This is a genomic window from Acidisoma sp. (assembly GCF_965199065.1).
Classification (GTDB): domain Bacteria; phylum Pseudomonadota; class Alphaproteobacteria; order Acetobacterales; family Acetobacteraceae; genus Acidisoma.
The window spans coordinates 95803-116128 of record NZ_CBDAQN010000002.1 but is presented as its reverse complement, the minus strand read 5'-3'; the positions used below and the strand labels follow the sequence as shown (position 1 = coordinate 116128).

Annotated in this window: 14 protein-coding genes; 3 read left to right on the top strand and 11 right to left on the bottom strand. The window is 64.4% G+C overall.

Going from position 1 to position 20326, the window contains the following annotated elements; genetic code table 11:
* Positions 1-53: 53 nt before the first annotated feature.
* The 6 genes from ACOEQ1_RS08130 to ACOEQ1_RS08105 all read right to left on the bottom strand — a co-directional run bounded on the left by ACOEQ1_RS08130 (position 54) and on the right by ACOEQ1_RS08105 (position 8809).
* Positions 54-602, bottom strand: a complete 549-nt coding sequence (locus ACOEQ1_RS08130; protein WP_419758765.1) for a hypothetical protein — start codon at positions 600-602, stop codon at positions 54-56.
* Positions 602-2611 (bottom strand): heavy metal translocating P-type ATPase, encoded by a 2010-nt coding sequence (locus tag ACOEQ1_RS08125; RefSeq protein ID WP_419758764.1) that lies wholly within the window; start codon positions 2609-2611, stop codon positions 602-604. Before ACOEQ1_RS08125 ends, ACOEQ1_RS08130 begins: the two co-directional genes overlap by 1 nt.
* Positions 2608-3711, bottom strand: coding sequence for an SPFH domain-containing protein (locus ACOEQ1_RS08120; protein WP_419758763.1), 1104 nt, complete (start codon positions 3709-3711; stop codon positions 2608-2610). Before ACOEQ1_RS08120 ends, ACOEQ1_RS08125 begins: the two co-directional genes overlap by 4 nt.
* Entirely contained in the window at positions 3708-4802 is a 1095-nt protein-coding gene (gene hflC / locus ACOEQ1_RS08115) for a protease modulator HflC (protein WP_419758762.1), read from the bottom strand. The genes ACOEQ1_RS08120 and hflC overlap by 4 nt, the downstream gene beginning before the upstream one ends.
* Entirely contained in the window at positions 4799-6673 is a 1875-nt protein-coding gene (locus tag ACOEQ1_RS08110; protein WP_419758761.1) for an SPFH domain-containing protein, read from the bottom strand. The genes hflC and ACOEQ1_RS08110 overlap by 4 nt, the downstream gene beginning before the upstream one ends.
* A 159-nt stretch (positions 6674-6832) precedes the next feature.
* The gene (locus tag ACOEQ1_RS08105; RefSeq protein ID WP_419758760.1) at positions 6833-8809 is read right to left on the bottom strand and encodes an alkaline phosphatase family protein; all 1977 of its coding nucleotides are present in this window, start codon (positions 8807-8809) and stop codon (positions 6833-6835) included.
* Positions 8810-9332: 523 nt separating this feature from the next.
* Between ACOEQ1_RS08105 and ACOEQ1_RS08100 the strand changes: the two genes are divergently transcribed.
* Positions 9333-9746: a lytic transglycosylase domain-containing protein gene (locus ACOEQ1_RS08100; RefSeq protein WP_419758759.1), complete on the top strand. Its 414-nt coding sequence runs from the start codon at positions 9333-9335 to the stop codon at positions 9744-9746.
* Positions 9747-9841: 95 nt separating this feature from the next.
* On the opposite strand, the gene ACOEQ1_RS08095 is transcribed toward ACOEQ1_RS08100, so the two are convergent.
* From ACOEQ1_RS08095 to ACOEQ1_RS08085, 3 genes are all read right to left on the bottom strand, one after another.
* Positions 9842-10765 (bottom strand): ferritin-like domain-containing protein, encoded by a 924-nt coding sequence (locus ACOEQ1_RS08095; RefSeq protein WP_419758758.1) that lies wholly within the window; start codon positions 10763-10765, stop codon positions 9842-9844.
* Between the two features lie 44 nt (positions 10766-10809).
* A complete protein-coding gene (locus tag ACOEQ1_RS08090) occupies positions 10810-11688 on the bottom strand; it encodes a ferritin-like domain-containing protein (protein WP_419758757.1) in 879 nt (292 codons plus the stop codon).
* A 249-nt stretch (positions 11689-11937) separates the two neighbouring features.
* The gene (locus ACOEQ1_RS08085) at positions 11938-16605 is read right to left on the bottom strand and encodes an FkbM family methyltransferase (RefSeq protein WP_419758756.1); all 4668 of its coding nucleotides are present in this window, start codon (positions 16603-16605) and stop codon (positions 11938-11940) included.
* A gap of 228 nt (positions 16606-16833) precedes the next feature.
* Here ACOEQ1_RS08085 and ACOEQ1_RS08080 point away from each other — a divergent pair, with 228 nt between their 5' ends.
* Positions 16834-17841 (top strand): FkbM family methyltransferase, encoded by a 1008-nt coding sequence (locus ACOEQ1_RS08080; protein WP_419758755.1) that lies wholly within the window; start codon positions 16834-16836, stop codon positions 17839-17841.
* 133 nt (positions 17842-17974) lie between these two features.
* A complete protein-coding gene (gene gspG, locus ACOEQ1_RS08075; protein WP_419758754.1) occupies positions 17975-18400 on the top strand; it encodes a type II secretion system major pseudopilin GspG in 426 nt (141 codons plus the stop codon).
* A gap of 52 nt (positions 18401-18452) precedes the next feature.
* On the opposite strand, the gene ACOEQ1_RS08070 is transcribed toward gspG, so the two are convergent.
* Complete coding sequence (locus ACOEQ1_RS08070) at positions 18453-19223, bottom strand: ferritin-like domain-containing protein (protein ID WP_419758753.1); 771 nt, start codon at positions 19221-19223, stop codon at positions 18453-18455.
* Positions 19224-19522: 299 nt separating this feature from the next.
* Positions 19523-20326, bottom strand: coding sequence for a general secretion pathway protein GspK (locus ACOEQ1_RS08065; RefSeq protein WP_419758752.1), 804 nt, complete (start codon positions 20324-20326; stop codon positions 19523-19525).

The following is a 20326-nucleotide window of genomic DNA, read 5'->3' as shown; positions in this document are numbered from 1 at the left end:
GTTGGCCGACAGCGCCCGCCTCTGGCTGGTTGGGCGCGCATCCAAACCGACGCTTACGGTTGCAGGAACGGGCTCGTTCGCTTGTCATGCAGCACCCGGGTTGGAACCTTTCCAAGATGGCGGGGCCCCATGGGAAGATTGGCGTAGCTAAGCCGCAAGGTCGCGATCCGGTTGTCGCGCATGAGGGTGACGCCCTCGCTGGTGATGTCGGTGACCCTCCAACCGGAAAGATCGGCGCCCTCCCCAACGATGACGGTCTTGGCGCGGCCGTCGCCGGTGACGGGCTGGAACATCGCGAGCGCGGTGCCGGTGAGGCGGATTGTCCCGGCGAGGCGCGGCAGAGACTCTTCCGGCACAACCGCCGCCGCATCGGGCCGCCGGTCGATGGCAAACAAGGGCCGGCTCAGGGCGTCGTCCGCCCATGATCCTATCGGTAGCGCATCCGGCGTTGCCACGGCGGTCACCGGAAAAACTCCGGGCGGCTCGTCTTGGCTCATGGCGTGGCTGCTGCCGGGCAAGGCTTCGGCGACAACTCCGGCCGTCATTGCCATGGCCAGGCCGCCGACCAGCCAGGAGGCACGGGCGCGCGGGATCGCACGCATCACCCGGCCGCCTGCAATGCGGCGGAAGACGTGGCCCGCCGGTTCACAACCCGCCGCCGCGGCGCCACCAGGCCCGTTTCATCGAAGCGCAGAAGCCGGCCGGAATTAGCCATGCCGAGCAGCGTGCTGAAGTTGTGCACGACCGCCGCGACGATGGCGCCCTCCGCGCCCAGCATGCCGCAGGCCGCCAGCACGACCAGGATGATTGTCCAGCCCAGGCCGAGCACGACGTTGACGTGGATGGTCCGCCGGCAGCGGCGGCTGAGGCGGACGCAGGTCGCGAGGCGGCGAAGGTCGCTCGTCATCAGCACGAGGTCGGCGGAGGCGAGCGCCACGTCCGTGCCCTGCGCGCCCATGGCGATGCCGACGGCGCCGGCTTTCAGGGCCAGGCTGTCGTTGATGCCGTCGCCCACCACCAGAGGACGGAAGCCGCGCTTCACCTCATCGAGCACCCGGCGCATCTTCTCCTCGGGCAGCGCCTCCGCGGCGACATCGGTGATGCCGAGGAGGCCCGCGATGCGGCGGGCGACGGGCGCCCGGTCGCCGGTCAGGAGCAACTGCCGGTTGAGGCCGAGGCCCCGCAGCGCCTCCATGGCGGCACGTGACTCCGCACGCGGTTCATCCGCCAGCATGAGCCAGCCGAGGAAACGACTGCCCCGGCAAAGACCGACGATCGGCCCGTCATGATCGGGCACCGGCCCGGGCACGGCGCCAAACTGCGCCAGCAGCGCCGCGCGTCCCATGGCGACGGGTGCGTCGCCCTGCCACGCATGCATGCCGAGACCCCGCTCCTCGCGCGGTTCGCGCAGCAGGGGGCGAAGCTCACCCGGCGCCGCATCGGCCAACGCACGGCTGACCGGGTGGCTGCTGGCGCCGCCCAGGCTGGCGGCGAGGCCGAGCACGTCCTCCTCCGTCACGCCTTCGGCCAAACGAACGCCGATCAACTTCAGTTCCCCGGTGGTGACGGTTCCGGTCTTGTCGACGACGACCGAGGTGACCTCGGCGAGCTGCTCCAGAAAGGCCGAGCTCTTGATGAGGATGCCATGACGCGCCGCGACGGCGATGGCCGCGACCGCCGTCGCCGGGGCCGCGAGCACCAGCGCGCAGGGGCAGGAGGCGACGAGCACCGCGAGCATCGCGGCGGTGTTCGCGGTCGCGAACCATACGCCGGCGGCGACCAGCAGGATCAGCACCATGTAGTGGCCGGAATAGGCCTCCAGCAGCCGGGTGACCGGCGGCTTCGCCCGCTCCGCCTGGTGCATCAGGGCAACGATCTTGCCGAGCGTCGTCTCGCCGCCGACCTTGGTCACGTCGAGCAGCAGGCTGCCGTCGAGGTCGATCGACCCGGCCAGCACCACATCCCCCTCGACCGCGTCGATGGGCACAGACTCGCCCGTCAGCGAGGCGGTGTCGATGCTCGCCGCGCCCTCGCGGATGATGCCGTCCACCGGCACCCTGTCCCCTGCCCGCAGCGCGATGCGGTCGCCCACACGCAGCGTCTGCGTCGGCACCTCCTCATGCGCGCCGTCTTCTCGCACCAGGATCGAGGTGCTCTGCACCAGCCGGCCGAGGGCGTCGATCGCCTCGCGCGAGCCGAGCAGGCTGCGCTCCTCCAGGACATGGCCGATGATCATGACGATGGGCAGGATGGCCGCGGTCATCAGGTCGCCGGTCGCCCAGCAGGCGACCAGGGCCAGCGCCACAAGCTGATCGCTCATGCCGTGCAGGCTAGGGTGGCGCAGGCTGCTCCAGGCGGCGGAGAGAACCGGCACCGCGACCAGCAGCGCGGCGAGTCCCGCCACCAGTTCGGCTATGCCACCCTCGGCGGGGAACAGCACCCGCCAGAGCAGGGCGATGCCGAGCAGCCCGGCCGCGAACATGGAGAGCGTCAGGCGCATCGCCAGCGTCCAGCGTTCGCCGAGGCTCAGCAGCGAGGTGCGGGCCGGCTTCGCACGCCGGTCGTCTTTGGTGTGGCGGTCGTCGGTGGAACCGAGGGCAAGTCCGCTCATGGCATGGGTCCTGGCAGCACGAGTTGTTTTCCGCCTCGCATGTCGACCGCCGTCACCTCTCCCGCATGCTGCAGGATGATCGCGATCTGGTCCTGATAGGCGTGGGTCAGCAGCGTGTCGCGGTTGGCCGCGGTCTCCTGGGCTTCGAGGGCGTCCACCGGATCGGTCTGCGACATGGCGGTACGGATGCGCTCGTCCGCCGCCGCTGAGGCCGCCGCCAGGACAGCGTCGCGTTGCTGGTCGGCCTCCTGGGTCATCTGCGCGGCATCGGTCCGGGCGGCCGCCGCCTCCTGGTCGGCGATCTGCGCCGCCGTCAGCACGGCATCGAAGGCGGTCTTTGCGACCGGGGGCAGCAGCGCGACCAGATCGACGCGGCTGATCCCGACGCCGAGGTCCTCCCCCGCGAGGCGCAGCTTGTTGAGCCGGGCGTTCATCGCCGCCACCAGGTCGCTGCGCAGCGCCTGCCGTCGCGCGGCCAGGGCAAGGGTGTTCGGGTTGCCGGCGTCGGCAGCGGCGCTACCCGTCTGGTCGGGCTGGGCGACGAGAAAATCGTCGAGCTTGCGCGACGCCGTGAGCGATACGGCGGTCGCGAGGAAAATCCGCTGCAGGGCGGGCCGGACATGATCCTCGACCAGCAGATAGGCCGTCGGGTCGATGATGGTGAAGAACAGGGTGGCATTGAGTGAGACGACGTTGCCGTCGCCCGTCATCAGGTAGGCCGAGTTGTTCAGATCCCGTTCGCCCTGCAGGTGGATGACGTCGTCATTGGGTTCGAGCTGCATGTCGGTCTCGTCCGACTGGAAGCCGGTCTGCTGCGCCTGGACGTGATACTCGATCTGCCGGTCGGACGCGGGCAGCAGCCGCACCTGCTCGATGGGCGTTGGCCAGGCGAGGAGCAGCCCGGCCTCCTGCACACGGTTCACCCGGCCGAAGCGGAAGACGACGGCGCGGCTGTCCGGCGGCACCTGCCGCAGATTGGTCGTCACCCAGCCGACAGCCAGCAGAAAGACCATGGCGTAGAGCATGAGGAAGCCTAGCCGGACCGACCCCGCCAGCGGTCCGCGCAGCGCCGGATCCTTCTCCGGACTACCCTGGCTCATGGAGCCTCCGGGCCATGCCGCGGATCGAGCAGGCCCATGACCGAGGCGGCTCCACCATCGAGCTTGTCGCTTCCGGGCCTGTCGTCGCCGGGCGGCGCGCCCGCCGGCGGCGGAGGCGGCGGTGCCTTGGCCTTGAAGTCGATCGGCGGACCCTGCACCAGAACGTTGAAGGGCGCGGCATCCGTGCGCAGGATGAGCCGCGTCCGCGGCCCGACGATCGTGTTGATGGTGTCGAGCGACCGCAGGAGCATGTAGAGCTGCGGATCGCGGGCGTAGCTCGCGGCGTAGATCTGGGCCGCCTTCTCGCGCGACTGGGCCTCGATCTGGGCGGCGTCCGACTGCGCGTTGGCGATGGTGATGCGCGCATCCCGCGCCGCATCCGACCGGATCTGAGCCGCGATCCGCAGGCCCTCGGCGGCCCGTTGAGCGGCCACCGTTTCGCGCTCGGCCCGCATGCGCGCGACCGTCGCCGCCAGCGTTTCGGACGGCAGGCTGAGGCGCTGGACGCCGACCTGCTCGATGCGGACGCCGTAGATCTCGAGCACCTGCTTCGCCACATTGTCCTGCAACTGCTGCTCGAAGTCAGCGAGCCTCACCTTGCCAGGGTCGGTGTTGACGAGGTCGGCGAGGTCGAAGTTGCTCGCGGTGATCTGCAGCGCCGAGCCCACGAAGCTGCGCAGCTGGCGCGCCGCCTCATCCGGGTTGTTGCCGGTGGACCGCAGGAACTGGCGGATATGGGCGGCGTCGGGGGCGACGCGCCAGGCCAGGAACGTCTGTACGAGGATTCGCAGGCCGTCCCGCGTGCCGACATCCTCGAGGCCGCTCGACGTCGTATGCAGCCGCAGATCGACCGCGATGGTGCTGTCGACCGGCGCCGGCACCTTCCAGGCAAGGCCCGGATGGGTCAGCACACGCAGCGGGTTGCCGAACCGGGTGACGACCACGGCCTGGCCATCCGCGACCATGATCTGGGACGAGACGATGACGGCCCCCGCCAGGATGAGCGCGGCGAGACCCATGCGGATCGCTTGCCGACCGCGCGGCGCTGTCGCCGGCGTCGCATCCTCGATGGCGATGTCATGTGCGGTCATTGCGAGTTGTCCTGGCTGGCGGCCGGCGCCACCGGTGCGGTGCCGTTGGTGGTGGTGGGCCTCAGGTCGAGGATCGGCGTTGTGGCGGCGCCCAGGCGGCTGTCCATGATCTCCACCGCCGCCTTGCTCAGGGCCGAACCGAGATTGGCGAAGTAGCGTTCGATCAGGAAAGCGTTCCCGGAGTGGCGGAAGGCCAGGGTATCGGCGCTCGATTGCCAGCGTTCGACGGTGGCGGAGCTGACCAGCTCAGCAGCCGCCGCTGCCGCCGAATCCCGCATGTTGTGCGCGTCCGCGGCGGCGACGCTCAACGTTCCCTGCGCCCGCCCCATTTCCTCGGAATAGCGCATCGAGGCGATGATCTGTTCCGTCTGCACGCCGCGATAGGCGGTGGCGGCGCCGCTCGGCGGATGCATGGATTCGACGACCAGCGCCACGACCTCGAGCCCGCTCCTGTCGCGGTCGAGATCGGCCTGGAGGGCGCCACGCAGCTGTGTGGCGATCTCTTCGTTGCGCTCGCCGAGAACGGCAAGAAGGGTCCGGGAGGCGAAGAAATGCGACAGTTCGCGGCCTGCCAGGGCGCGCACGAGCGCCGCCTGATCGATGGCGCCGTAGAGCGCCCGCCGCGCCGATTCGTCGTCAAGCCCGATCCGGTAGAGCACGGTCATGACCACGCTGACGGTCTCGAAGCTCTGGCGGTCCCCGGTCTGGCTCGCGATGATGTAGGACGTGTCGTTGCGGAGTTGCTCGTCCCACAGCCTGTTGGCGCTGCGCGGCGCCGGACCGTCGGCTGTCGAGGCATCCTGCGGCAGCTGCCCTGAGTTCGTGGGGCCGTTGACCGTGGCGCCGATCGGAAGCGCATGGACGACGCCGTATTCGACGAGGCGGACGCGGCCGAAGGGCCAGGGGAGCAGCACGTGCAGGCCGGGCCGCAGCATGGCAACCGGTGCGCCGAAGCGCTCGTAGGAGCCGCGCTGGTCCAGATTGATCCGGGTGACGCCGCTCAAACCCCAGGTGAACATCAGCAGGACGAGCAGAACCGGAGCCGCCGCCGTGCGGGCGTAGGCCACTGCCCAGCTGCGGCTGATGTCGATGCCGAAGTTCCGGCGCATGCGCCGCGTCATCTCGCCGGGCCGCAGCGCGCCCGGCTGCAGGAGGGAGGCTGCGGCGCTGCCGATGGAGGCGCGCGCCAGCTCCGGCACGGGAGGCGGCAGGAACCAGACCGCGACCGTCCGTACCGCGAGTTCGGCCGCAACGATATAGAAGAAGACGTCGACCACGGTGGCGGCCAATGTCCCGCCAGGGAGACCGAACCCGCCGGCGACGATGATCGCGGCATGGGCGGCGAGCGCGACGACCGGCAGTCGCAGCAGCGCGGCGAGGCTCGGCACTTCAGGCAGACGGCCCGGCGACGTGGACGATACAACGCTTTCGAGGACCATCAAAAAGAAGGCCGGGATGACCATGAGCGCCGCGGAGACCGGCCAGTTCGGCATGGTGTCGCGCGCCAGGGCCGGCAGCGGCGGCCAGACATGCAGGCTGGAGGCCGCGAGCGCGGCTCCGGCGAGCACGACGATAGCCTGCGGCCAGCCGGCGGCGATGGTCACGGGAGCGCGCTCGAGGCTGGTGTCGAGCCCCTCGTGGCGGAAGGTACGGTGTCGCGCGGAGGCCAGGAGGAGGCAGGCAAGCGTGCCGGTCAGCGCGAGAAAAAGGGTGGCGCAAAGGGCGCCGACGGCGCCGGTTCGGACGAACCCCTCCCATACCGGCGCCCAGGGAGGCGACCACTTCGCATGGAGGCGTGCCCAGAGGGTGGGTGCGAGGAGAAGAGCGAGGAAAAGAAACTGGCAGCCCGCGACCCGCCGTAGAAGCCGCATGACGCCTCCGGCATCGGCGAAAGCAGGCAGCGCATGAAGATCAATATCGTCAGCGGTCGAAATTCCGGGTCGCCCCATTACTGATACACCTCGAAGCAGAAAGTCGGGGCGGCGCCTACGCGCTGCCCCGACCGGCCTTGTCCTGATGTCAGCGCAACATCAGTTCTTCTGGTAAAAGTTGAACATATCCATCAGGTCGCCGATGGCCGGGCTGTTGACCGGAGCATACGGGTTGTTGGCGTAGGCGATCGGGTCAGGCAGGTTGTCACGGCCGCTCTTGGAGACCGCCTCGAGACCCCAGTTCCGCTCGATGAACTTCAGGAACGAGACATGATCTGCGTAGACGTGGGTGACATGGCCGCCGGTGGAGTAGGGCGAGACCATAATCGCCGGGATACGCGTGCCGTCGCCGAAGAAGTCGAGCGGCTGGATGTAGCCCGAGTCCCAGTATCCACCGCCCTCGTCGAAGGTGATGAGGATCGCGGTATGCGCCCACAGCTTGGGGTTGGCCTGGATCTCGGAGACGATGTTGCTGGCGAAGGCTTCGAAGAGATCGAGCTTAGACGAAGCCGGATGTCCGTCGAGCAGGCCATCGGGCTTGATGATCGAGACCGCCGGCAGATTGCCGGTGCTGATGTCGGAGACCAGATCCGGCACGTCCTTCAGATGCGTCGAGCGCTGCGTCGCGCTCGTCATGATGTTGGTTTCATACAGGAAGGGATTGCAGATGTTGCAATAGAGGCCGCCGAGGTCGCTCGACGGGTTGGCCACGTAGTTGTCCCATCCGGCGCCGTAGTATTTCCAGGAGATGTTGTGCGCGTTCAGGACATCCGCGATCGTGTGCACCGGCGAAGGCGGCACGGTGAAGGTCGAGGTGTTGACGGTGCCGTCCCCGAAGTAGCCCGGGTTGTAGTTGTTGAGAAGGTAGTAGGCGTCCTTCTTGCACTTCAGGGCGGGCTTCGACGGCAGAGACTTGAGGTAGGTGCGGACTGCCGTCACGCCCGGCTGCGTGTCGTCCGAGCAATTGCTATATGAACCGCCCGAGTAGCCGTCCTGCACCCACCAGTTGTTGGTGCCGGATTGGCTGTTGGGGTTCTCGATTTCATCCGCGGGCGGCGTCGCGACGTTGCCCTGACCATCGGTGTAATAGATGGCGAGGCCGGTCCCGAGCGCGATGTGGTTGGCGCCGGTGCCGCCCATGATGGCCTGATGGTAGTTGTCGCTGATCGTGTACTGGTCGGCGAGCGACTTGAACGTTGCCGCGTCCCCCTGCGCCATGTTGAAGAAGCCCATCGACGCCGAGCCTTCGCCCGTTGTCAGATTATTGAACCCGGCGGGTTGCGGCTTGCCGTTGGTGCCGGCGCCCTCGGTGACTTCGGTCCAGGGAAAGAGGTCGTTCAAGCAGCCGGAAGGATTGGCGGCTGTGATATGGCCTTTGGCGCAATCAGTTTGTTGCCACATCTCGTAGAAGCGATGAACCGGGCTCGCTGTATAGGAGTCGTACGGCAGGGTCGGGCCGGTGATCTGATAAGGGCCATCCGGGAGCGAGTTCGCGTTCGTGATGCGCGTGTCCGCGACATCCGAGGCGAGGCCGGTCGCGCCCGTCGTCAGCAGATTGTAATCGGCGCTGGGCAGGCCGTCGTTGATCTGTGACTCAACAGCCGCGACCGCCGCAACGCTCGCGAAGGGAGGCGGGTTGCTGTCTGACGACGCGGTCGGCGCGCCGTCCGTGCCGGGCGCCGGAAGGTTCGTGTAGAGAACCTTGCCGCCGGGGTGCGTGCTGTAATTGGCCGGCTGCTGGGCCGAGAACTGTCCGGCGTTGCGGTAGTTCGGTCCGGGCGTGCCGTTCGCGTTGATAATGCCCTCGGAGAGGAGGTTGAACACCTTTTCCCCGTGCGGCGGCTGATACGTTGCGAACACATGGTCGAACGTGCGGTTCTCGCCGATGATGACGACGATGTGCTGGATCGGAGTGCTCGCAGGCGGCGATCCAACCATATTGTCGACGCCACCGGTCGCGGCGGCGGATTGGGCGAAGGCCGGAACCACCGGGCCTGCGATCAGGCTAGCGGCGGTCGCGGCGAGCATCGCCGACCGGAATTGCAGGCGCGTTCGCGCCCACGTTGATTTCTGCAAGAGAGGAACCCTCCACAAATACAATTGTTGCCAGAGCCATCTCGACCTTTCGAGCACGGCCAGGGTTGGAGGTGTTTTCATTCATCGCACGCCGCGCGTCTGTAGCAATGCGATGACGGTTTCATGAATGCTCAACGCAATTTGTTTGGAGCATCGACCGAATACCGGTGAAAGCAGTTTCTGCAATCGCTGACAATTCTGCAGAAGCTGACGGCTAGCGCTTTTCACGCGACGATTTGTAACGTTCCGTCGCAACGTCAATCCATTTCGATTTCGGTTCGGATATATGGGAGTGTTGACATAGAGCCGTCGCAGGGTGCTTTGTCATCTATCGTCCGGGCGGCGGCCCTGTGTTGTAAGCGGCTGCCGTTTCGCGTAATCGGCTGCGGCTTACGTTTGTGCAGACCCAACGCCGTCGAGGCTGCCTCTCGCCTGCTTCGGCGGTTTGTTTTTGTTCACGGCTTCCCGGCGCGGCGTTTAGCCAGTAGAAGCTGTCAGCCGTATCATCCAGGATGCTGCCGTCGTGATACCGTTCCTCGCTTGCATGGCGCTCGTCGCGTCGATCTACCACCTCCCGCCTCGGGTGCTGCCGTCTATCCAGGCGATAGAAGGCGGCCGGCCAGGGACCATTAGCAACGACGCCGACGGATCGCAGGACCTAGGGGTTATGCAGATCAACACGCGTTGGATTGGGCCGCTCGTGGCATACACGCGAGAACCGGCCAGTCAGGTCCGGGCCCGTCTCATCAACGCGCCCTGCTATAATATCGCCGCAGCCGGGGCGATCCTCAAAACCTACCTCGCCGAGGATCGAGGCGATCTCATGCGGGCAATCGGCGACTACCACTCTCACACCCGCCAGCTCAACCTCTCCTACCAGTCGCAGGTCATCCAGGCGGCCGAGGCGCTGTTCGTACGGGTCCATCATCACGATTGACAAGGAAAAGCGTGCCCCTGACTACCGTCCGCAACGGACCAGGTCAGGCGCACGCTTGCAGCTGAGAAGGCGGCTGGCTCAACCGAGCCAGACGATCAGGCGGAAGCCGTGGTTGTGATGGCGCCGTTTACGCCATTCGGAAAGAATCCGCCACCCGCCGGTGCCCCACCGTATGCAATCGCCAGAACTTCCTGGGGGGTGCGACGAAACGCCTGGGCGTTGCTGTCAGCATTGGTGAAGTTGAAGGGGTTGCCATAGGCATTTGTGCCTACATCATTGACGCCCATGTTGACGACCGTGTTCGAGAGGCTCGACCGAAGAGCGGAGATGGCATCCGTAGCGACATCCGCGCCGATCGCCGATAGACGCGATCTGATGAGGCCGACCTGGTAGCCCTCCACGCCGAGAATGGACGCGGCATAGGCCAAGTTCACCTTGCTTGAGATTAGCGGCGCCGCGCCACAAAGTGCGGTGACGCAAACATCCTCCAGAACGTAGGCACCCAGCAGGAAGTCGGTTTCGCTAGCGAAGGGATTGAAGGTCTGGCCCGGAGTGATCAATCCTGCCGCCGCCGCGAGCGAAGTCCAGCTCGTGTTGAGGTTGATAACCGGTTGCGGGATCGGAGTGGCGCCCTCAGCCGCCAGAGCCTCCCGGATAACGGTGACGTGCGCGAGTTCGTCAACAGCGAGCTGCTGAGCGAAGTAAGCAACGGCCTTGTTCTGGAACGGAACGGCAGTCGGGGTCGGCAGGATCACCGCACCTGCGCCGGTACCTGTCAGGCTCGCAGGCAAGGAAGTGCCAAGCGCCGCAAGATAATACTGCGACCCGAGATACTCGAAATTCAAAGCAAAGTTGAAGATGTCCGCGTCGGTCAGGGCCTGAGCGCGCGCGGGCTTGGCGGATAGAAACGCACCTGAGACTGCAGTTGCCAATCCGGTCAGGCCAAGCCCGGAGCGCCTCATGAAGCGGCGGCGGTCAATACTCTTCTGGAGTACGGTCTTGATTGTGTTGTCAGGCATTGAAGCGTCCTCGATGATGTTAGTGCTATCGGCTGGCGGCTTGCTTAAGTCGAGGCAACGGCACCGTTGACGCCATTGGGGAAGAACAGACCGGACGTGACGCCCGTTCCAGGTGCACCGTAGACGATGTTAAGCACCTGCTGCGGCGTTCTGCGGAACACCTGGCCGTTGTAGTCGTCGTTTGCGAACGAAAACGGGTTGCCACCGCTCCCGCTGAGATCGGTCCCGTTGTCCTGCACGCCGGAAAGCTTCTGACGCAGCGCGGAAATAGCGTCTGTAGCCGCTCCGCCGCCAATCGAGGCAAGGTAGCCCCGGATGCAGCCGGCATGTTCGGCTTCGATCGCGAGGATGCTGGCGCTGTATGCAATATTGTTGGGCTCGGTCAGAAGGGCGGCGGCTCCGGCATAGGCCGTGACGCCGACATCTTCGAAGATGTAGGCTCCAATGAGGAAGTCGAGTTCGCTCGCGAACGGGTTGAAGGTTTGGCCCGCCGTGATGAGGCCCGCGGCTACGGCAAGCGTGGTGAAGCTCGTCTCAAGATCGATCACTGGCTCGGGAATGGCCGCGGCACCAAGCGCGATCCGGAGAAAGTTCACATGGGCGAGTTCGTCATTGGCAATCCGCTGCGCCCAATAAGCTACTGCTGACGTCTTGAAGGGGACCAGGGTCGAAGTCGGAACGACCGCTGTGCCTGCTCCTCCGTAAGCCGCAGAAAGGCCCGCTCCAGTCACGGCGCGCAAATAGTACTCGGCTTCGAGGTATTCGAGGTTGAGAGCAAAGTTGAGAACATTTACGTCAGCGTCTGCCTGAGCTTTTGCCGGCTTGCTCGCAAGACCAGCCAACGCGCAGAGAGCGACGGCACCTGCGCCAATCTTTCCAATAAACCTTCGGCTTGCGGTTTCGCTACTAGCGATATTGTTCATGTGGCTGTTTCCAAAAAGTTGACTCATCTGGACACGCTCTTGGTTTTCGCAGCGTCTACCGAACTTTCTGAACGCAGCGACAATTACAAATTAGTTGACCAGATTTCATCTTCAGCATCACGTTGATGTGCTGGCACCGCCATCGCGGCAAAGTTACAGGGGGCCGCAGGCGACCGAGTTGTCTTGATAATGTAACTCTTGGAGGCAGCTCGTCTGGGGAATGCTGGCCGATCAGCGGTGCAGAAGCGATCAGTCTACCGTCGCGGCAGCCGCGGGCCCAGGCACTGTGGAGTTATCACTGGCGCACGGCTGAATGACATTGCCGCTTTTCCAATTGGAACGCAGCCCCTGGAGCATGCCTCCAAAGCGCGTGGCGACGCGGGGCCATTCGCGGCTCGTCATCCAGGATTTCATCTCCGCCCGGATTGCCTGCCGCTCCTCAGGCCGATTGAGGAGGTGGGCAATCCCATCTGCTATATCGGCGCTCCCAGTGCCGCTGAAGCGAAACACAGCGGCTTCAGCCTCATCGAACAGCGGCAACGGCGTGACCGCCACAGGCACACCGGCGGACATCGCCATCCGCAACGCCGCGCTCGATCCCTCTTTCGACGTCTGATAGGGAAGTGCGATGAGATCGCACTCGCCGAGAAGCCGGCGCGACTCCTGATCGGGCAGAAAATTCGTGTGCCATTCTACCGCGTCGGCAAGACCGGCAGCCTCGGCCGCGGCGCGGCAACGGGCAATCTCCGCTGCGGACTCCACCGTGCCGTACTGGGCATTGACGAGGCGTAGCCGGAGGCGACCATCACGCGCGCGCAGTTGCCCGAACGCCTCGATAAGTTGCAAAATCCCCTTCTCGCTGAAGAAGAAGCCGTAGCATCCGATGATGAAACGACGCTCTTCGGCTGGCGCGATGGAAAGCACCACCGGTTCGCCCAGAGGCACGGCCCCTTGCGGTATCATCACCACGTTCGCGACCAGTCCGAGCTTCCTCAGCCGGTTCACGTCATTGACCGTGTGAACGACGACGCGGGCAACACCCCTCAGCGCGGCTATGATCGCCGTGCGATCTTCCTCGGTGATGTCGAGGATGCGTTGCGTGGTGTGGAGAACCAGTACGACCGGCCGCTGCCGGACGGTTTCCGAGGCGAGTAATTCCGCCAGCGAGTTCCAGACGATCAGTCCAGGTTGATGCTGGATCACCAGCACATCAGGATCGGTCTCGGCTACCGCGCGAATGAGTGGCTTGGCCCCGTCGAGAAGAAAAAGGTCCCAGGAGGGCCGGATGGTGGCATCCAGCGCCTCGGGTGCCTCGGTGGACGTCCGCGTGTCGCAAAGAACCGTGACCTCTGGAGGTGAGCCGCCCTCCGCGCCCGGTTCGTCCGAGGCGAGCATCGCATCCAGCAGATGACGGGAGTATTCCGCGATCCCGCAGCGCACGCCCCAGCTCGACACCCAGCCGATACGCAGCGGCGGCGGTGGCGGAAGCAACAGGAGCTCTGCCGAGGTCGCGATGATGCTTTCCGCGAAGGTTCTCGCATCTGGTAGTTGGGCCGGACTCGGCCTCGGCAACCGGTCCAAAACAGCCTCGCGCAAGGCGTTCGTCAGGTCGTCCGCATCCGGGTCTGCCCAGAGCGAGCCACTCGCCGCGAGGTGGCTCCCGGAAGGCGCGAAGCTGTAATCTACCAACCGGACGGATCGGTCGCAGAAGTCCATGTGTCCGCCGTGCCCGGTGACGATGAGAGGGATTCCGGCCGCCATCGCCTCGGCCGCCGGGATATTGAACCCTTCGCCGCGGGTTGGAAGCACAACTGCGTCGGCGTTTCGGTAGAGGTCCACCAATTCCGTTTCGGAGATGTCGTCATCGATCAGGGTGATTGCAGGCGCATTACTGTCCGCCGTCTGCAAGCCGGCCAGCTGCTGCGCCACCGTGTTATGCGGATTGGGGAACACCTTGATGACGAGGCGAACGTCGTCCGAGCTGCGAAAAGCCTTTGCGTAGGCCTCGAGAAGGACATCGATGCCTTTGCGGGGGAAGCCGGATGAGACATGCAGAAAGGTAAAAGGGTGGCCGGCCGCTGCCTTGCGCGTAGCCGCCAGGGCCTCGAACCCCTCCAGCCGAGGCGCATAGCCGACAACGCGAACCGGAAGCGAGAGTCCGGAATCGATCAGCGTCTTCGCCACAAAAACCGTCGGCGCAAGTATTGCCCGGAAATTCTTGTTCAGACCTTCAATCGTCTTGAGAGGGATAAGCGACTCTTCCCAGAAGAAGTAGGCGAGCGAGAGGTCCCCGGGATCAGACGGAACATACACCGGATAATGCTGGCTGATCACGACGTGCGGGGCAGTCATGGGCCTTGGCCGCGCAACCAGCGCCTCGATCTTGGTCAAGTCCTGGCCGGGTAAACCGCTGATCGTCGTCGTCGGCGTGCCCTCGACCGGTGCGAGGCGGACATCGCCCGGCCGGGCGATGTCCAGCGCGAGCGCCAGCGTGCGGTTGATCGTCGCCAGGCTGTAACTGCCGCTGACATGCCCGGTCACCGTGAATGTTATCGACGACAACAACAGGGCTTCCGTCTCGCGGGGAACCGATGGCGCCGCACCGGCAGCCGTCAAGGTCTGCATGAACGCGTCTTTGTGACGCTCCCAACGTACACGCTCCAGCGCCGCACGCTGCCGCGCGATCAAACCCGCTTGGCGCTCCTCTCCCTCCGCAAGATCAAGAAGCCTGCCGACAACGCCACTGATCGAATCGTCCTCCAGCAGACCGCCGGTGCCGCCGAGGGTGTAGGGAACAGCGGCGACCGGAAGCGCGAGGACCGGCAGATCATGCGCCATGGCCTCGATCAGAGGCACACCAAAACCTTCATGACGGCTCAACGACAAGTAGACATCCGCACTTGCGTACCAGGCATGCAGATCATCATCCGACACCGGCCCGGTTAGCACAACGTCGCTGGCTATCCCGTACTCTTTCAGGCGCGATTTGATCGAAATGAGGTAGTCGTCCTTGGCATCGCCGTGGCGGCCGACGAGCACTAGTCGGCATGGCTTCCGATACCGATTGCGGAATGCGGCGAACACGTCCACCAGTTCCGCCTGCCCTTTTGAGCGCACGACGCGGCCGACGAAAAGGATGGTGAAACAGTCGGCCTCTTTCACCTTTAGGGTGGAGGCGGCGCGGGCGAGAAGCGCATCGGCATCGAACAACGTATTGCAGACCTGCACCGGGTAAAACCCGTGAGCACGAAGCTCGATGGCGTTGTATTCGCTATCGGCAAGGGACCCGCCGACCACGGAGCGCCATTTCTTGAGCTGCTCCCGGCCCAGGATTGCGTATCGCTGCATGAAGGCGTCGCCCTGCAGCAGATCAGGCGGCGTGATATTGTGATACAGCAGAATCTTGGGCGCCGGAACCGACGCCACCGCGTCGAATGCATCGAAGCCCATCGAGTGCCGGACAATCAATACATAACGATCATGACGCGGCAGATCGTCCGCCAGACGAAGCTCATGCGCGAGGGACGGATCGCGGAAGCTCACGAAGATCTCGCTCTCGTATCCAAGATCACGTAGCCGCTGGCGGGTCAGCAGCATGCTGTTGGTGATCGCATCGCCGGTAGCGGCACCCGAATGATACTGATGGACCTTGGTCCGCGGCGGCGCCGGCCGGCGCTCGCGCCCGGAAGCCATCAAACCCGAACTCGCAAAGATCGAGCGTTCTTCACGCGCAATGGCCAGCTCAGCCGGAGGCTCCGGCAGCGGCGGTTGTGTGATCACCGGTCCCGCCGCGTTTCGCCGCGACCGCAGGCGACGGAGCGGCGCCGTTATGCGCCAGGAGGTGCTGCGATGGATGGCTTCGAAGGCGGCCATCGCCTCCCGTCGAAGCTGCTCGTTGATCGCGGAACGTTGCTGCTCGTAACGGGCGCGCATGGTTTCGGCTTTTGCGTGCGTTGCCTGCCCAACGGCATTGCTTTCGGCTGCCTCGGCGCGCCGTGTGAGGGCCTCTGCCTCCGCCTCGGCGGCCAGCCGCTGCGCCCTTTCATCCTGCAAAGCGGCGCGTAGCTGCTGGGCTTCGCGCCACGTCTCGTCGATCCGAACCCGGGCATGCGCGGCCGACAGCGACTCATGATCCGCCCGCACCTCGGCCGTGATCGCACGCTCAAGCAGTTTCACGACCCGGTCCGAGGCGTGGTTTTCGGCCGCCTGAATGCGCCGCGCCCACTCGGTGTCGCTTGCACGAATAAAGTCGTCGAAGACATTCACCGGCGCCTGGAACGCGTGAGCGAGCGCGTCATGCCTCTCCGAAGAGAGGTAGAACCGGTTGAGACCATCGAACCAGACAAAGCGATACCCTGCCTCGAGCAGCATGAACTCCCACGTATCATGCGTCATCACGCTGGACATCGGCGCTGTCGCCTCAACCACGACGATCCATGGCCGGAATGACATGAAGTCGGCGCCGGCCAGCACAGCGCGTTCGGCGCCTTCCACATCCACCTTGAGAAAATGGATCGACTCAGGAGCGTGCTCGCGGCACAGATTCGCCAACGTATCCATGGCGACTTCGACCCGGTGGCTTTCCTTGCCGGCCTCTCGGATTGCATCGACCCCTGCGGGCACCATCGTCGAAAGGCCCGTGCCATCAACAACGAACAACGTGGCCCGGCCGGGATGCTCCCCCAGAACCAGCTGCAGATTGATGTCGCGTGGACGGGCGGCCGCGAGACGTCGGCTGAATTCAACGGTCGGCTCGATATTGATCCCGTGCCAGCCGCGGTCGTAGAAGGCGCGAGAAACCGAATCGATATCTGGATGCCCGGCGCCCACATCGATGTAGAAGCCGTTCTCGACCCCCCGGAGCGCGCGCCACAGCAGCACATCTTCGAAATTCTGGGCGTAAGACACGAACGTCACAGTCGGGCTCCCGCGGGCATCGCAGTCGAGCGAACCCAAAGTGTAAGTTTGCCTCCTTCAAGATCCTGGAGCAAGCCCCGGCAGCACTGCCATGATTGGCAGACTATTTGGCCTCACGGGCGGATAGTGCTGGTTGTTTGCGCGCCCAGCAGGCTGGACATCGTGCAGCGCCCGCATTACCACTCCGCCCCAAAGACGGGTAGCGAGCCCTTTTAGCGGTGGTGACCGATGCGACTGCCATGGGCCAGGACGCGCCCTATTCCTGAGATACGCGAGCCTTGGACCACAACATTCGAGGATACGGCAAGCGAGGCTGACATCCTGGGCTGCTTCCGGTTGATCCTGGGACGGATGCCTAATCCGGAGGAGTGGCGCGGCCACAGCTCGCGCGTGGGGGAGCCCCTTGGTCAGGTTGTCTCGAGCTATGTCACCAGCCTCGAATTCCAACGCCGCGGATTTCTGAACCGCGATCCGGGCGAGGACATCGTCTCAACCGAGGTTCAAGGTTTCCGCATCTACTCCAACCAGAATGACGCCGCCGTCGGCAAGCCTGTTCGCGACGACAATTATGAACCCGACGTGACGCGCTTGTTCCGGTCGAGACTGCAACCCGGCATGAGCGTCGTCGATATCGGTGCGAACATAGGCTATTTCACCATGCTTGCCGCCACCCTTGTCGGGGCGCAGGGGCATGTTCTCGCGGTCGAACCCAATCCGCGCAACGTGCGGCTACTCGAAGCAAGTCGCAGAGCCAACGGCTTTGACAACGTAACAGTCGCGCAGAGCGCGGCCGGGCGTGAGACCGGGATTCTGATCCTGAACACCTCCTTTTCAAACGGGACGACGTCGGCGCCGCCCGACGAGCTTGGCCAGTTGCTGGCAGCGGAATCGGTGTCCTGCCTCAGGCTCGACTCGCTTCTTGATGCCTGGACGACAGTGGACCTCATCAAGGTCGACGTCGAAGGTGCTGAGTACAACGCGCTGCTTGGCGCGGAGGCGACGATACGGCGATGCCGGCCCTTCATCATCAGCGAGTTCAGCCCAGGCATGATCCCGGGCATCTCGCATATTTCCGGCGAAGACTATCTGAGCTGGCTCATCTCGCTCGGCTATGTTTTGGGCGTGGTGGAGCCCGACGGGAGCCTGAGCGAAACCGGCACGGATATTGACGCCGTCATGCGCATCTACCGATCGCGGATGAGCGACCATATCGATATCGCGGCGCAACCTCGCTAACTTGGCGTCGCCCGTGACGATGGTCCCGTACAGAAATGCGCCTCAGTTAAGGAACGAAGTCACGATGCCAGCACCTTGGATGACGCGACCGAAAACTCTTCGCGCCTCCCTGCGAATGAGGCAAGCTGCAATTATGAGGGTTAGTGTCGCCGGCGAAGACACTCAGGCCGGTTTCACGCTTCTCGAAATTCTGGTCGTCATCGTGATCCTGGGCCTGCTGATCGGCTTGGTGGCACCTGCCGTGCTGCGTCAACTGGGAGGCGCACGCGTCTCGATCGCGCATCAGTCGATCGCACGATTGGGTTCGGTTCTCGACATGTACAAGCTGGATGTCGGGAGCTATCCGTCCACGGATCAGGGGCTGGAAGCCCTGGTTCAGACCCCCGCCGGCGTCAGCAACTGGAACGGTCCCTACGTTCAATCGGGTCAGGTGCCCGTCGATCCCTGGAACCATCCATATGTCTATCGTGATCCGTCAGACCGCGCCGGACACGACTACGACCTCTGCTCGACCGGACCCAATGGCACCGCAACCGGCGACAACATGATCTGCAACTGAACGATGGTTGCGAGCGGCGCCCAGCCTGGCGCCACTCGCATTCCCATAGATGTCAGGCGACCGTGATGGCGCCGTTCATGCCATTCGGAAAGAACAGGCCACTCGATGTGCCGCCACCGTAAACGATGCTCAGAACCTGAGCCGGCGTGCGGCGATAGCTTTGCCCATTGCTGTCGACGTTCGTGAAGTTCGCCGGGTTGCTTTCGTAGTTGCAGCCGTTGTCACCCACGCCCGATAGCTTCTGGCGCAGCGCAGAAATCAAATCTGTCGCCGCCGAACCACCGATCTCCGACAGACGTGTCCGGATACCACCAGCATGATAGCCTTCGACGGCCAAAATGCTGGCGGCGTAGGGAAGCACCGCCGCCGACAGGGATGCGGCAGCGCCACCATACGCCGTCACGCCCACATCCTCGAAGATGTATGCGCCAAGAAGGAAGTTCGTCTCGCTTGCAAACGGGTTGAAGGTCTGGCCAGGTGCAATGAGACCTGCCGCGATGGCCAACGTCGTGAAGCTGGTCGACAGGTCGAGGTTTGGCTCAGGAACCGCCATCGCGCCGAGGACGGTGCGGATGAAGGTAACGTGGGCCAGTTCATCGACCGCAATCTTCTGCGCGAGATAAGCGATGGCGGTGTTCTGAAACGGAACAAGAGAGCCACCCGTGACCGTTGCGGCGCCTCCGGTCAGGCTTGCGGGCAGGCCTGTTCCCGTGACGGCGCGAAGATAGAATTCGGCTTCGAGATATTCGAGATTGAGAGCGAAGTTAAACACTTCGATATCAGTATCGGTTTGTGCCATGGCCGGCGTCGATCCGAAACCCAAGCTCGCGACGCCGGTCGCGGCAAGAGCAGCAGTTCCCGCGACACCTAGACCTACGGTCTTCAACAGGTTACGCCGGTTGGATCGAAGCGCGTCATCGACCCCGGAAATTAACTCGGACATTAGGAAGACCCCCTAAAAGCTGCCGTGACCTGCTTTGAGCGGCCACGATCTCACTACCGCATTAACTCTCTGTTGGATGCAGTACTTTTTTCGAAAAGTTCCGGAAACTTCCATGAGACAGCAGCGGCTGCGGGCCTGCTTGATTGTGCAATGCAGCATCATCGGCCAAGTGTCGCGGCCTAGGCCCCTCCGCTCTCCCAGGTTAAAATTTGAAAACCTGTGGGTGATGAGGAGCTTTGCAGTTGCACGTCGGCTTGTCGCGACGCCTCGGTGCCGCCCGCCCCGGAAATGACGATGTCGACAGCGACGACCCGTAGTGGGTGCGAGGCTCCGGATGTTCCGACCGTCCCAGTGTCACGCAGTGCGTGGCGGACGACCGGATCCGCATCATCCGGGTTTGGGTTGTCACCATTATACAGCGATAGATGCGGCGCCAGCTTGGCGAGAAGTTCCGGCGTCATCCCAAGAACGAGCCCGAGTTCGCCGATGCTCTGGAACGGCGATCCCGCAGGCGTGTAGGACAGGCCCGCGCTCAGATACTGTGGCGCTTCAAAGACACCCTGCGCATCCGGCGACCGCCAGTCCGCCATCGCCTGCGACACGCTGCGAGCCGTTGTCGCGTCAGCCCCCACTCGCGAGAGCAGCGCATAAAGCAGGGCCGGCGACGCGGTGTTCGGATTGATGAGGCCGTCCAGGTTCTCGATGGAGACGCTTGCGACCGCCGCGGGAAGCCGAATGCGATGTGCGGCTCCATCCGCCGGCCAATGTCGGCCGGGGCCGAGCAGGCTGAAGATGACACTATAGAGAAGCCCGTCGGCCTGAGCTTGCCTTTGCGCCGCCGCGCGCAGGTTGAACGCGATCTCCGCTTCGCTTCGTCCGGCGGAGACGAGCCGCGCGAACAACAGCGACAGCAGCACCATCGACCACAAGACGATCAGGAGCGCAAAACCGCGCGGATGCTCCAGGCGGCGAGGCAGCCGCAT